Annotated in this window: 12 protein-coding genes; 11 read left to right on the plus strand and 1 reads right to left on the minus strand. The window is 73.9% G+C overall.

What is annotated here, in order from left to right; all coding sequences use genetic code 11:
• Positions 1–475 precede the first annotated feature (475 nt).
• From IF19_RS0110965 to IF19_RS0110980, 4 genes are all read left to right on the plus strand, one after another.
• Positions 476–1,297: a hypothetical protein gene (locus IF19_RS0110965; RefSeq protein WP_050493774.1), complete on the plus strand. Its 822-nt coding sequence runs from the start codon at positions 476–478 to the stop codon at positions 1,295–1,297.
• Positions 1,294–2,478: a type VII secretion-associated serine protease mycosin gene (mycP, locus tag IF19_RS0110970; RefSeq protein WP_030114097.1), complete on the plus strand. Its 1,185-nt coding sequence runs from the start codon at positions 1,294–1,296 to the stop codon at positions 2,476–2,478. The genes IF19_RS0110965 and mycP overlap by 4 nt, the downstream gene beginning before the upstream one ends.
• A gap of 338 nt (positions 2,479–2,816) precedes the next feature.
• Positions 2,817–3,590, plus strand: coding sequence for an SseB family protein (locus IF19_RS0110975; RefSeq protein ID WP_030114096.1), 774 nt, complete (start codon positions 2,817–2,819; stop codon positions 3,588–3,590).
• A 103-nt stretch (positions 3,591–3,693) separates the two neighbouring features.
• Positions 3,694–4,407 (plus strand): MIP family channel protein, encoded by a 714-nt coding sequence (locus IF19_RS0110980; protein ID WP_030114095.1) that lies wholly within the window; start codon positions 3,694–3,696, stop codon positions 4,405–4,407.
• Between the two features lie 98 nt (positions 4,408–4,505).
• On the opposite strand, the gene IF19_RS0110985 is transcribed toward IF19_RS0110980, so the two are convergent.
• Complete coding sequence (locus tag IF19_RS0110985) at positions 4,506–4,868, minus strand: DUF1844 domain-containing protein (RefSeq protein ID WP_030114094.1); 363 nt, start codon at positions 4,866–4,868, stop codon at positions 4,506–4,508.
• A 401-nt stretch (positions 4,869–5,269) separates the two neighbouring features.
• Here IF19_RS0110985 and infC point away from each other — a divergent pair, with 401 nt between their 5' ends.
• The 7 genes from infC (at position 5,270) to pheT (ending at position 12,901) form a co-directional block, all read left to right on the plus strand.
• Positions 5,270–5,929: a translation initiation factor IF-3 gene (infC, locus tag IF19_RS0110990; protein WP_050493775.1), complete on the plus strand. Its 660-nt coding sequence runs from the start codon at positions 5,270–5,272 to the stop codon at positions 5,927–5,929.
• 121 nt (positions 5,930–6,050) lie between these two features.
• The gene (gene rpmI / locus IF19_RS0110995; RefSeq protein ID WP_003970213.1) at positions 6,051–6,245 is read left to right on the plus strand and encodes a 50S ribosomal protein L35; all 195 of its coding nucleotides are present in this window, start codon (positions 6,051–6,053) and stop codon (positions 6,243–6,245) included.
• A 107-nt stretch (positions 6,246–6,352) separates the two neighbouring features.
• Positions 6,353–6,736 (plus strand): 50S ribosomal protein L20, encoded by a 384-nt coding sequence (gene rplT / locus IF19_RS0111000; RefSeq protein ID WP_030114092.1) that lies wholly within the window; start codon positions 6,353–6,355, stop codon positions 6,734–6,736.
• 130 nt (positions 6,737–6,866) lie between these two features.
• On the plus strand, positions 6,867–7,712 hold the full coding sequence (locus tag IF19_RS0111005) for a TrmH family RNA methyltransferase (RefSeq protein WP_030114091.1): 846 nt from the start codon (positions 6,867–6,869) through the stop codon (positions 7,710–7,712).
• 234 nt (positions 7,713–7,946) lie between these two features.
• Positions 7,947–9,104 carry a sensor histidine kinase gene (locus IF19_RS0111010; RefSeq protein ID WP_030114090.1) on the plus strand — a complete coding sequence of 386 codons (1,158 nt, stop codon included), beginning with the start codon at positions 7,947–7,949 and terminating at the stop codon, positions 9,102–9,104.
• Between the two features lie 144 nt (positions 9,105–9,248).
• A complete protein-coding gene (gene pheS / locus IF19_RS0111015) occupies positions 9,249–10,388 on the plus strand; it encodes a phenylalanine--tRNA ligase subunit alpha (RefSeq protein ID WP_030114089.1) in 1,140 nt (379 codons plus the stop codon).
• Positions 10,388–12,901, plus strand: a complete 2,514-nt coding sequence (pheT, locus tag IF19_RS0111020) for a phenylalanine--tRNA ligase subunit beta (protein WP_030277821.1) — start codon at positions 10,388–10,390, stop codon at positions 12,899–12,901. Before pheS ends, pheT begins: the two co-directional genes overlap by 1 nt.
• Positions 12,902–13,318: the final 417 nt, after the last annotated feature.

Below are 13,318 nucleotides of genomic sequence, written 5' to 3' on the forward strand. Positions count from 1 at the left end.
CGCGCCCCGCGTGCCTCCGTCCGACGGAGCCCCCGCCACGCCCGGGACGACGGCCTCGAACCCGGCCCCGCCCGGGATGACGCGCTCGATCCCGACGGCGGACCGACAGGCCCCGGCCGCCCCGGCACCGTCGCCCACGCCCTCCGGCGTGGCCCCGCCCGCCTCGTTCACGCTGAACGCCCCGCGCCCCCCGGCGACAGCCCCGGCTCGGACCTCCCCGCCTCAGGCGACCCCGGCCCCGGCTCGGACGGCATCGGCGGCGGCCACCCCTGCCCCGGCCCCGCAGGCCGCCCCGGCGGCCACCCCTGCCCCGGCCGAGGCCGTCCCACCCGCTTCCCGGACGCCCCCCGCGCCCCCCGGCGTACCACCGGGCGCGCCCCTCGCGCCGCCGCCCACCGCACGGCGCGGGCCCGTCGCGCCCGTCGGCAGCCCGCCCGCGCCGGGCCTCTACCCGCCGCCTCCGGGCGCCCCCCGGATCCCCCTCCGCCACGACGTCCCGGAGGCCCCCGCCGAGACCACCACCCGGCTGCGGCCCGTCCGGCCCCGGCAGCGGTGGCGCACCGTCACGGCCGCCGCCTGCGTCGTGCTCGGCCTCGGGCTGATCGGCGGGGCGGCCACCGGCGCCTGGCTGACCGGCGACTCCTCGGCCGAGACCACGAAGAGCCCCTACACCGCCGCACGCGCGGCCTGGCACAGCGTCCCCGTCGACACGCTGTTCCCGCGCACCCTGGAGGGCAGGGGCGCCGGTCCCGGCGGCACCCACCGCACCTGGACCCGGATCGCCGTCGCCGCCGACTCCCCCTGCGCCGACGGGCTCGACCCGCTGCTCCTCACCACCCTCCGGTCCGTCGGCTGCGAACGGCTGGTGCGCGCCACCTACACCGACGCCACCCGCTCCGCTGTGACCACCGTCGGCCTGGTCTTCACCGAGGCCGACGCCGCCGGCATGCAGGCCCTGCGCACCCGCTTCACCGAGCAGAAGCTCGGCGCGCGCAAGGACCTCATGCCCCGTACGTACGCCCCCGAGGGCACCCCCGCCGCCTCCTTCGGCGCCGGGCAGCGGGCCAGCTGGACGGTCGACCCGCTCACCGAATTCCCGGTCGTCGTCCTCGCCGTCTCCGGCTTCGCGGACGGGCGCGCCGTCGCCGAGCCGCAGCCCGCCGCCGACGCCATGGCGTCCGGGGCCGCCACGGACATCGCCCAGGCCGGACTCGGCCACGAGGCGAAGGGCGTCGCGGACCGGGTGGAGCGCGGACTGCGCGCCGCCGTCGCCGACCTCACGGAGCAGCCCGGATGACCCGACGACCCCACCGCGCCCTCGCCGCGGTCTGCGCCGCCGCCGTGCTCGCCCTCGTGTCCGCCGCACCCGCGCACGCGGACGCCATCCGCGACCAGCAGTGGGCCCTGGACGCCCTGCACACGGACCGGGCGTGGCAGACCACCCGGGGCGGGGGCGTCACCGTCGCCGTGCTGGACACCGGGGTGGACGACGCCCACCCCGACCTGGCGGGCCAGGTACTCCCCGGCAAGGACCTCATCGGCTTCGGCGCGGGCCGCGGCGACTCCTCCTGGGCCCTGCACGGCACCGCGATGGCCGGGATCATCGCCGGCCGCGGCAACGGCCCCGGGCGCACCGACGGCATCCTCGGCGTCGCCCCCGAGGCCCGCGTCCTGCCGGTCCGGGTCATCCTGGAGTCCAAGGACCCGGCCCGCGCCAAGGCCCGCAAGTCCCGGGGCGCCGCCCTCGCGAAGGGCATCCGGTGGGCCGCCGACAACGGGGCCGACGTCATCAACCTCTCCCTCGGCGACGACAGCGAGTCCGCCCATCCGGACCCGGGCGAGGACTCGGCCATCCAGTACGCGCTCTCCAAGGGCATCCCCGTGGTCGCGTCGGCCGGCAACGGCGGCGAGAAGGGGGACCGGATCTCCTACCCCGCCGCCTACCCCGGGGTGATCGCGGTCGCCGCGGTCGACGAGTACGGGACGCACGCCTCGTTCTCCACCCGCCGCTGGTACGCCACCGTCAGCGCCCCCGGCGTCGACATCGTGGTCGCCAACCCGGACGGGCACTACTACATCGAGTGGGGCACCTCCGCCGCCGCGGCCTTCGTCTCCGGCGCGGTCGCCCTGGTCCGCGCCGCCCACCCCGGACTCGACCCGGCCCAGATCAAGAAGCTGCTGGCCGACACCGCCCGCGACGCCCCCGCCGAAGGACGTGACGACGCCCGGGGGTACGGGATCGTCGACCCCGCCGAGGCCATCGACGCGGGGGGCCTGCTGCGGCCGGAGGACATGAGCGCCAAAGCGGCCCCGGCGGGACACCGGGGGCGGTACTTCGGCGACGGCCCCACCCCGGCCCGTACCGACGAGGGGACGGCCAACTGGGCCGCCCCGCTCGCCGGCGGCCTCGGCGCGGCGCTGCTGGCCGCCGCCGTCGTCCTGTGGCGCGGCCGCGCCCCCGCCCCCGGCCGCCGCTGACCACCGCGCCCGCCCACACCCCGGGGCCCGCCGGAAGCCGTTCGTCTGCGACCCGGCCCTTCCCACCCCGCGCACCATGCCCGCACTCCACCGCGCCCGCCCTGCCACGTCCGCTCTCCGCCCACCCGCTCCGGCGGCCCGCCGGAAGCCGTCTGCGACCCGGCCCTTCCCACCCCGCGCACCTTGCCCGCACTCCACCGCGCCCGCCCTGCCACGTCCGCTCTCCGCCCACCCGCTCCGGCGGCCCGTCGTCACCCGTTCGGCCCCACCCGCCCCGCCGGGATGCCCGAGGGCCACCTGCGGGCGGGCCGCCGGCGGCCAGGCACTACGCTCGTCCCGTGGAGCTCAAGAACATTCCGGACCCCGGTTTCCCCGACGACGACGGCTCGGCGTCGCCCGCCCTGTCCGCCGCACTGGACGCGTGGTCGCGCGACCGGAGCGCCGTCGGCCCGGTGCTCACGGCCCTGCGCGACGCCCGGCTCCTGGTCCCCGTCGTCGCCGTGCTCGGCGAGGTCGAGGAGGGCGGTCCGGAGGGGCACGACGCCCATGAGCGGGGCGGCGGGAAGCGAGGGGCCGGGCTGCGGCGCGAGAAGACCAGCGACATGGCCGTGCCCACCCTCAGCGCCGGCGACCGGCGTGCGCTCCCCGCCTTCACCTCGACCGCCTCGCTGGCCCTCTGGGACCCCCAGGCGCGTCCCGTCGCCGTACCGCTCCACCTGGCGCTCCAGGCCGCCGCCCACGAGAAGGCCGACACCCTCGTGCTCGACCTCGCCGGGCCCGTCGCCTTCGAGCTGAGCGGCCAGGCGCTGCTGGCGCTCGCGGAGAACCGCACCAGCATCGACCCGCTCCAGGACCCGGCCGTCGCCGAGGCCGTACGGGAGATCGTCTCCGCCGACCCCGCCGTCGTCCGCGCCCACCTCGGGCCGGGCAGCGCGGACGGCACCCTGGCGCTCGTCCTCGCGCCGGACGCGGTGCCCGCCGAGGCGGCCCGCCGCGTCGCCGGGGCACTGGCCGCCAGCGACGTCCTGCGGGCCCGGCTGGTGAAGGGGCTGGACCTCGCCCTCCTCCCGGCCGGCACGCCCACACCCGGGGAGCCCCTCTTCGCCCGCTGAGGCAGGCCGCCCCGGCCCGACGCGCGCGAACCGCACCCCGCGCCGAGAATGAATCGGTACATCGGAGAAATCCGACATACCGGCCTACTCGCGAGGTGGTTCCATGCAGAAGCGGATCGTGGCGTCAGAATTCCTCGGCACCCTGCTGCTGGTGTTCTTCGCCGTGGGGTCCGCGGTGGTCGCCGTCGAATACCTCGGCACGGTGGGCATCGCCCTCACCTTCGGTTTCACCCTGCTCGCGCTCGCCTACGCGCTCGGCCCGATCTCGGGCTGCCACGTCAACCCGGCGGTGACGCTGGGCATGTTCGTGGCGGGCCGGATCGACATCCGGTCGGCCGTCGAGCGCTGGATCGCCCAGTTCCTCGGCGCGATCGTCGGCGCGGCCCTGCTGTTCCTGCTGGCCCACCAGATCCCCGGCCTGGAGACCAGCGGGGAGTTCGGCACCAACGGCTACGAGGACCGCTCGGCCGTCGGCATCAACATCGGCGGCGCCTTCCTCGCCGAGGTGGTGCTGACGTTCCTGCTCGTCTACGTGGTCCTCGCGGTGACGCACAAGGTGGCGGTGGTCGGCTTCGACGGGCTGCCCATCGGCCTGGCGCTCGCCGCGATCCACCTGGTGGGCATCCCGCTGACCGGCACCTCGGTCAACCCGGCGCGCAGCCTCGGCCCGGCGCTCTTCGCGGGCGGCGCGGCCCTGACCCAGCTCTGGCTGTTCATCATCGCGCCGCTGGTCGGCGGGGCGATCGCCGCCTACGCCCACCGGCTCACCCACCCCTACCCCAACGTCCTGCCGGCGGAGCCCGAGGACGCCATCTGAACCGCGGCCCCGGCCCGCACGCACCGGAGCCCGCCGTCCCACGGGGGGACGGCGGGCTCCGTGACGTACGGGGGGAGAGGGGAAGGGCCCGGACGCGGTCAGCCGTAGACCGGGCCGGTGTACTTCTCGCCGGGGCCGTGGCCCGGCTCGTCCGGCACCAGCGACGCCTCGCGGAAGGCGAGCTGGAGGGACTTCAGGCCGTCGCGCAGCGGCGAGGCGTGGAAGGTGCTGATCTCCGTGGCGCTCGCGTCCAGCAGCCCGGCCAGGGCCTGCACCAGCTTGCGGGCCTCGTCGAGGTCCTTGTGGTCCTCGCCCTCCTCGGTGAGACCGAGCTTCACCGCGGCGGCGCTCATCAGGTTGACGGCGACCGTCACGATGACCTCGACGGCGGGGACCTCCGCGATGTCGCGGGCCATGTCGTCGAAGCCGGGGTTCTCACTGCTGGGGGTCGCGTCGCTCATGCCCACACGATACGGCCCGGCGCCCGCCTCCCCGTCCCCCGGGGGAGGCCCCGCGAGCGGCCGGGAGGCGCGATTAGCGCCGCCGCCACCGGGCTGCTAACCTTGTGTAACGACCGGCCGGACACGTGTGTGCCCGGCCCGCAAGTGGAGGCTCCGATCTCCCACCTGACCGTCCTCGCGGACGGCGGGTCACCGGTCAGACGGCCCCCATCGTTCCGTACGGACGATGGAGCCGTCCGATGCGCCCCGCGGTTGACCGCGGCGGTGTTCCGGTAGTTCCTGGAGCCCCGCCTGTGTCCCGTCCGGGGCATTTTCTGCTTCCCGGCGCGGTTGGTCTTGACGTTACAAGACGTTACGCGGCTGTCCGCCAGGCGGTCGCGTGGTGCTACCGAGGAGGATCCATCAGCGCCGAGCCCCGCATCAACGACCGGATTCGCGTTCCCGAGGTCCGACTTGTCGGTCCCAGTGGCGAGCAGGTCGGGATTGTTCCGCTTGCCAAGGCCCTGGAGCTCGCACAGGAGTACGACCTCGACCTGGTCGAGGTGGCGGCGACAGCCCGTCCGCCCGTGTGCAAGCTCATGGACTACGGGAAGTTCAAGTACGAGTCGGCCATGAAGGCCCGTGAGGCGCGCAAGAACCAGGCGCACACGGTCATCAAGGAGATGAAGCTCCGGCCGAAGATCGACCCGCACGACTATGACACCAAGAAGGGTCATGTCGTCCGGTTCCTCAAGCAGGGCGACAAGGTCAAGATCACGATCATGTTCCGTGGTCGTGAGCAGTCCCGCCCCGAGCTGGGCTTCCGACTGCTCCAGCGTCTCGCTTCGGACGTCGAGGACCTGGGCTTCATCGAGTCCAACCCGAAGCAGGACGGCCGGAACATGATCATGGTTCTGGGCCCGCACAAGAAGAAGACCGAAGCCATGGCCGAAGCCCGTGAGGCCCAGGCCGCCCGCAAGGCGGAGCGTCAGGGCACGACCGACGCACCGTCCGAGGGTGACACCGCTGAGGCTCCGGCCGCGGCGGCCGAGGCTCCGGCCGAGACACCTTCCGAGGCGTGACCTTCGGGGGCCGCCACCCAGGCGCCCCCAGGGTCTCCCCGGAACCCCATAGAGATCTGACGCCCCTGCAGTCCGGTGCCCGCACCGTGAGGGGCGCCACTGACGAGGAGAGAACGGCGCGATGCCGAAGAACAAGACGCACAGCGGTGCCAGCAAGCGCTTCAAGATCACCGGCTCCGGCAAGGTGCTCCGCGAGAGGGCCGGCAAGCGCCACCTGCTCGAGCACAAGTCGTCCAAGAAGACCCGCTCGCTGACCGGCACGGTCGTCGTGGCTCCGGCCGACGCCAAGAAGATCAAGAAGCTTCTCGGCAAGTGAGGCCCGCCCTCCGGACCGCTCCGGAGGCACGACCTCGATCACACCGGGACCAATTCGTTTCCGGGCCGTGTGCCGATACCCACGGCCCCGCTGCAAGGAGTTAACAAGTGGCACGCGTCAAGCGGGCGGTCAACGCCCACAAGAAGCGCCGGGCGATCCTCGAAGCCGCCAGCGGCTACCGCGGTCAGCGTTCGCGCCTGTACCGCAAGGCCAAGGAGCAGGTCACCCACTCCCTGGTCTACAACTACAACGACCGCAAGAAGCGCAAGGGCGACTTCCGTCAGCTGTGGATCCAGCGCATCAACGCCGCTGCCCGCCAGAACGGTATGACGTACAACCGCCTCATCCAGGGTCTGAAGGCCGCCAACATCGAGGTGGACCGCAAGATCCTGGCCGAGCTCGCGGTCAACGACGCGGGCGCGTTCGCCGCCCTCGTCGAGGTCGCCCAGAAGGCCCTCCCGAGCGACGTCAACGCCCCGAAGGCCGCCTGAGCCAGGCGCACCCTTCCAGGGACGTGAACCGGACCCGCAGGCGCACGCCGCCTGCGGGTCCGGTGCGTTGCCCCCGCCCGCCGACACCCCCCATCGCCACAGCCGTACGCAGAGAGGCTCGCCGCCGACCATGGGCACCCCCGAACTGATCTCCCCGCGTTCCCCCCGTGTCGCCGCCGCCCGCCGGCTGGCCCGCCGCAACTTCCGCGGCAAGGAGCGCAGGTTCATCGCCGAGGGGCCCCAGGCCGTACGCGAGGCCGCCGCCCACCGGGGCGGCGACGGCGAACCGACCCTCATCGAGCTGTTCGCCACCCCCGAGGCCGCCGACCGGTACGCCGACATCGTCGAGGCGGCCCACGCCGCCGGCGCTTGGGTCCACCTGGCCGACGCCGACGTCCTCGCCGACGTCTCGCAGACCGTCACCCCGCAGGGCCTCATCGGCGTCTGCCGCTTCCTCGACTCGCCCTTCCAGGAGATCCTGGACGCGAAGCCCGCCCTGGTGGCCGTTCTGGCCAACGTCCGCGACCCCGGCAACGCCGGCACGGTCCTGCGCTGCGCGGACGCGGCCGGCGCGGACGCGGTGGTCCTGACCGACGCCTCGGTCGACCTCTACAACCCCAAGTCCGTCCGCGCCTCGGTCGGTTCGCTCTTCCACCTGCCCGTCGCCGTCGGCGTCCCCGTCGAACAGGCCGTCCAGGGCCTGCGGGCGGCCGGGGTGCGGATCCTCGCCGCCGACGGGGCCGGATCGGACGACCTCGACGACGAACTGGACGCCGGCACCATGGGCGGCCCCACCGCCTGGGTCTTCGGCAACGAGGCGTGGGGGCTCCCCGAGGAGACGAGGGCGCTCGCCGACGCCGTCGTCCGCGTCCCCATCCACGGCAAGGCGGAGAGCCTCAACCTCGCCACCGCCGCCGCCGTCTGCCTCTACGCCTCCGCCCGCGCCCAGCGCCCCCGACGCGCCCCCGACGCGTAGGAACGTGTCCGGCCGGTCATGACCCCGCCGGCCCGCGCCGCCCCGGAACCCGGCAGGCGTCAGGCGCCGCCGCGCGCCCGGCCGGCGTCAGCGCACGATCCGGCCGAACCCGCGCCCCGTCCGCCGTTGCGCTCCCCTCCGCGCCCCCGCGGGGTGTCGCCGTCTCGCCGACGGCTAGTAGGGTGACGAACTCGGGGGCCCACTGCACCGGTTCGAGAGGTGGGATACGGGAACATGGCTGTCGGCATGAGCTCGCCGCGACCTGCGCGCACCGCCGCGCCGCACGCTGCGGACGGGGAACCGGACGGGCCCCCGACCGGTCCGGACGCCCTCGGTGCAAGCCTCGACCCCGATGACCTCCCCGACGGTCTCGTCGTCGCCGACGCGAGCGGACACGTCGTCTGCTTCAACGCCGCCGCCGCCCGCATCACCGCCACCGACCGCGCCGACGCGATCGGCCGCCCCCTGGAGACGGTCCTCCCGCTGGAGGACCTCAAGGGCAAACGCTGGTGGCCGCTGACCGACCCGTACAACGGCCTCGCCACCCGCAACGGCCAGCCCGAGCGCAATCTGCTGCTGCCCGGGGGCCGCGAGGTGCTGGTCTCCGCGCGCTATGTACGCGAGCACCCGACCGGACCGGTGCGGCGCGTCGTCGTCTGCCTGCGGGGGACCGAGGCCCGGCGCCGTACCGAACGCAGCCACGCCGAGCTGATCGCCACCGTCGCCCACGAGCTGCGCTCCCCGCTCACCTCGGTCAAGGGGTTCACCGCCACGCTGCTCGCCAAGTGGGAGCGGTTCACCGACGACCAGAAGCGGCTGATGCTGGAGACCGTCGACGCGGACGCGGGCCGGGTCACCCGGCTCATCGCCGAGCTGCTCGACATCTCCCGGATCGACTCCGGCCGCCTGGAGCTGCGCCGCCAGCCCGTCGACATCGCCGCCGCCGTGGCCCGGCACATCCAGGCGCTCATCACCGCGGGCCAGGCCGCCGACCGTTTCCTCGTCCGCACCCGCGGACCGCTGCCCGACCTGTGGGCCGATCCCGACAAGGTCGACCAGGTCCTCGGCAACCTCCTGGAAAACGCGGTGCGCCACGGCGAGGGAACCGTCACCATCGATATCGCCCCGGCACCCGCGCCGGGAGCGTGCGACGAGACGGGAACGGCTGTCACCGTGAGCGATGAAGGACCCGGCATCCCCGAGGAGTCGATGAGCCGCGTCTTCACCCGCTTCTGGCGGGGCAGCAAGCGCGGCGGCACGGGGCTGGGCCTCTACATCGTCAAGGGCATCGTCGAGGCCCACGGCGGCACCATCACCGTCGACCGGGGACCCGGCGGCGGAGCCGAGTTCCGATTTATTCTGCCTGTGAGCATGCCCGCCTACCTGGTGTGAGCGGCCCACAGGCGCCCCGACCGTCCTACGGCCTTTAGACTCGACCTTTGGCACCTTTGCGTCCAACGGTCTCGAGCCGGGTCACGGGGTCCGGGGTTTTCCCCGGTTCAGCGCAGTATCAGCCAATCGGAAGCACGGGAAGAGATGTCGGCACCGAACAAGTCGTACGACCCAGTCGAGGTCGAGGCACTGAAACCGGAAGAGATCGAACGCATGCGGGACGAGGCGTTCGCCGCCTTCGCCGCCGCCGGCGACCTCGACGCGCTCGCCCAGGCGAAGACCGCGCACACCGGAGGTACCTCGCCGCTGTCCCTCGCCAACCGCGAGATCGGCGCCCTGCCCCCGCAGGCCAAGGCCGAGGCGGGCAAGCGCGTGGGCCAGGCCCGCGGCGCCGTCTCCAAGGCGCTCGCCGCCCGCCAGGCCGAACTGGAGGCCGAGCGGGACGCCCGGGTGCTCGTCGAGGAGGCCGTGGACGTCACGCTGCCCTACGACCGTGTCCCGGCCGGCGCCCGCCACCCCCTGACGACCCTCATGGAGCGCGTCGCGGACGTCTTCGTGGCCATGGGCTACGAGGTCGCCGAGGGCCCCGAGGTCGAGGCGGAGTGGTTCAACTTCGACGCCCTGAACTTCGTGCCCGACCACCCGGCCCGCCAGATGCAGGACACCTTCTTCGTCCGGGGCACCACCGCGGACGGCAAGGCCACCGAGGGCGACGAGTCCGGCGTCGTGCTGCGTACGCACACCTCCCCGGTCCAGGCCCGTTCGCTCCTGGAGCGCACGCCCCCCGTCTACGTGGTCTGCCCCGGCCGGGTCTACCGCACCGACGAGCTGGACGCCACGCACACCCCGGTCTTCCACCAGATCGAGCTGCTCGCCATCGACGAGGGCCTGACCATGGCCGACCTCAAGGGCACCCTCGACCACATGGTCCAGGCGCTCTTCGGGCCGGACATGAAGACCCGGCTGCGGCCGAACTTCTTCCCGTTCACCGAGCCGTCCGCCGAGATGGACATGGTCTGCTACGTCTGCCGCGGCGAGTCCGTCGGCAACCCGGACCGCCGCTGCCGCACCTGCGGCAGCGAGGGCTGGATCGAGCTGGGCGGCTGCGGCATGGTCAACCCCAAGGTGCTCGTCGCCTGCGGTGTCGACCCCCAGAAGTACAGCGGATTCGCCTTCGGGTTCGGCATCGAACGGATGCTGATGTTCCGCCACAACGTCGAAGACATGCGAGACATGGTCGAGGGTGACGTCCGGTTCACCCGGCCGTTCGGGATGGAGATCTGATGCGCGTCCCGCTTTCCTGGCTGCGGGAGTACGTCGACCTGCCGGAGACGGAGACCGGCCGTGACGTACAGGCCAAGCTCGTCTCCGTGGGTCTGGAGGTCGAGACCGTCGAGCAGATCGGCGCGGGCCTCAAGGGCCCCCTGGTCGTCGGACAGGTCCTGACCATCGAGGAGCTGGAGGGGTTCAAGAAGCCCATCCGCTTCTGCACCGTCGACGTCGGCGCCGCCAACGGCACCGGCGAGCCGCAGGAGATCGTCTGCGGCGCCCGCAACTTCTCCGTCGGCGACAAGGTCGTCGTGGTCCTCCCGGGCGCGGTCCTGCCCGGCGACTTCGCGATCGCCGCCCGCAAGACGTACGGCAAGACCTCGCACGGCATGATCTGCTCCACCGACGAGCTCGGCATGGGCGACGACGGCACGCACGGCATCATCGTGCTGCCCCCGGAGCACGAGGTGGGCACCGACGCCATCGAGCTGCTCCAGCTCGTCGACGAGGTCCTGGACATCGCCGTCACGCCGGACCGGGGCTACTGCCTCTCGATGCGCGGCGTCGCCCGCGAGACCGCCACCGCCTACGGGCTGCCGCTGCGCGACCCGGCGCTCCTGGACGTGCCCGCGCCGAACGCGTACGGCTACCCGGTCAAGATCTCCGACCCGATCGGCTGCGACCGGTTCACCGCGCGCACCGTCACCGGCCTCCAGCCCGAGGCCCGCTCGCCGATCTGGATGCAGCGCCGCCTCCAGAAGGCCGGGATGCGGCCCATCTCGCTGGCCGTCGACATCACCAACTACGTGATGCTGGAGCTCGGCCAGCCGCTGCACGCCTACGACCGCAACCGGGTCCAGGGCGCCATCGGCGTACGCCGCGCCACGCAGGGCGAGAAGCTCACCACCCTGGACGGCACCGTGCGCGTGCTGGACGCCGAGGACCTCGTCATCACCGACGACCGCGGGCCGATCGGCCTCGCGGGCGTCATGGGCGGCGCCAACACCGAGATCGCCGACGCGGACGGCGAGCACGCGCTCACCACCGAGGTCGTCATCGAGGCCGCGCACTTCGACGCGATCTCGATCGCCCGCACCGCACGCCGCCACAGGCTGTCCTCCGAGGCGTCCAAGCGCTTCGAGCGCGGCGTCGACCCGCAGGCCGCCGCCGCTGCCGCGCAGCGCACGGTCGACCTGCTGGTCCTGCTCGCGGGCGGCACCGCCGAGGCCGGGGTCACCGAGATCAGCTCGCCCTCCGCCCCGCGCACCATCGCGATGCCGGCCGACCACCCGGACAAGGTGGCCGGCGTCGGGTACGGCCGGGAGACCGTCGTCCGCCGCCTCCAGCAGGTCGGCTGCGACGTCTACGGGCAGGACGAACTCATCGTCACCGTCCCGTCCTGGCGGCCCGACCTGAACGAGCCGAACGACCTGGCCGAAGAGGTCATCCGGCTGGAGGGCTACGAGAACCTGCCCTCCACCCTGCCGACGCCCCCCTCCGGGCGCGGCCTCACCGAGCGCCAGCGGCTGCACCGCCGCATCGGCCGGGTGCTCGCCGGAGCCGGCTACGTCGAGGCGCTGAGCTACCCGTTCATCGGCGACGCGGTCCTGGACCAGCTCGGCCTGGAGGCGGACGACGACCGCCGCCGCACGGTCACGCTGGTCAACCCGCTCTCCGACGAGGAGCCGGCGCTGCGCACCACGCTGCTGCCGGGCCTCCTCGGCGCCCTGCGGCGCAACGACGGGCGCGGCAGCCACGACCTGGCGCTCTTCGAGACCGGCCTCGTGTTCCGGCCCACGGGCGAGGAGACGGCCGCCGTCCGCCTCCCGGTCGACCGCCGGCCCACCGACGAGGAGATCGCCGGACTGAACGCGGCCCTGCCGCGCCAGCCGCGCCGCGCCGCCGTCGTCCTCGCGGGCGCCCGCGAGCAGGCCGGCTGGTGGGGCAAGGGCACCCCGGCCACCTGGGCGGACGCCGTCGAGGCGGCCCGGTCCATCGCCGCCGAGGCCGGGGTGGAGGTCACCGTCCGCGCCGACCAGCACGCTCCGTGGCACCCGGGCCGCTGCGCCGCGCTCTACGTCACCGTGAACGGCGAGGAGACGCTCTTCGGACACGCGGGCGAACTGCACCCGCGCGTGATCAAGGCGCTCCACCTGCCCGAGCGGACCTGCGCCGCCGAGGTCGAGCTGGACGTGCTGGAGCGGGCCGTCGACGGAGCGCTCCAGGCGCCCCGGATCTCCACCTTCCCGGTGGCGACCCAGGACGTCGCGCTCGTCGTCGCCGAGGACGTCCCGGCCGCCGACGTGGAGCGGGCGCTGCGCGAGGGCGCGGGTGAACTCCTGGAATCGCTGCGGCTGTTCGACGTGTTCACCGGCGAGCAGATCGGCGGGGGCAACAAGTCCCTGGCCTACGCGCTGCGCTTCCGCGCCGCCGACCGCACGCTGACCGTCGAGGAGGCGTCGGCCGCCCGCGACAGCGCGGTGGCCCTGGCCGCCGAGCGCACGGGCGCGGTGCTGCGCGGGGCGTAGCACCCCCTGGGCATCGAGAAGGGGCGTATCCGGCCACCGGATACGCCCCTTTCCCGTCCCCGCCGGGCGGCGGAGGACCACACACGGGGAGCGGAAGCGGGAACCGGGAGGAACGCGGTTCCGGCCGCCGCCCGCAGCCACCCTCCTTCGTCGTCGGTCAGTGGGCCGTGCGGTCCGGGCGCCGTCCGCGCTGCCTCGGAGTGTCGGGCAGGGCGGCAGTGCGGACGGCGCGGGTGCGGGTCGTCAGCCGTTACGAGGGGGAGCCGACGACCCGGCCGCCTCTTGCGAGGGAGTTCATTCAACCGACCCCGGGGACCTGCGCGGCAGAGTGCACGGCGGGACGGTTCGGGCATTCCGTTCACACCCCGTGTGAATCGTGCTCCACTAGGCTGATCGCGACACGCACCTGGGGGGACG

The sequence above is a fragment of the Streptomyces californicus genome, assembly GCF_000717645.1.
Taxonomy (GTDB): domain Bacteria; phylum Actinomycetota; class Actinomycetes; order Streptomycetales; family Streptomycetaceae; genus Streptomyces; species Streptomyces californicus.

Coding starts and splice junctions, on each gene's coding strand:
- mycP (WP_030114097.1), top strand. CDS start 1,294: ATGACCCGACGACCCCACCGCGCCCTCGCCGCGGTCTGCGCCGCCGCC.
- IF19_RS0110980 (WP_030114095.1), top strand. CDS start 3,694: ATGCAGAAGCGGATCGTGGCGTCAGAATTCCTCGGCACCCTGCTGCTG.
- IF19_RS0110985 (WP_030114094.1), bottom strand. CDS start 4,868: ATGAGCGACGCGACCCCCAGCAGTGAGAACCCCGGCTTCGACGACATG.
- rpmI (WP_003970213.1), top strand. CDS start 6,051: ATGCCGAAGAACAAGACGCACAGCGGTGCCAGCAAGCGCTTCAAGATC.
- IF19_RS0111005 (WP_030114091.1), top strand. CDS start 6,867: ATGGGCACCCCCGAACTGATCTCCCCGCGTTCCCCCCGTGTCGCCGCC.
- IF19_RS0111010 (WP_030114090.1), top strand. CDS start 7,947: ATGGCTGTCGGCATGAGCTCGCCGCGACCTGCGCGCACCGCCGCGCCG.
- pheS (WP_030114089.1), top strand. CDS start 9,249: ATGTCGGCACCGAACAAGTCGTACGACCCAGTCGAGGTCGAGGCACTG.
- pheT (WP_030277821.1), top strand. CDS start 10,388: ATGCGCGTCCCGCTTTCCTGGCTGCGGGAGTACGTCGACCTGCCGGAG.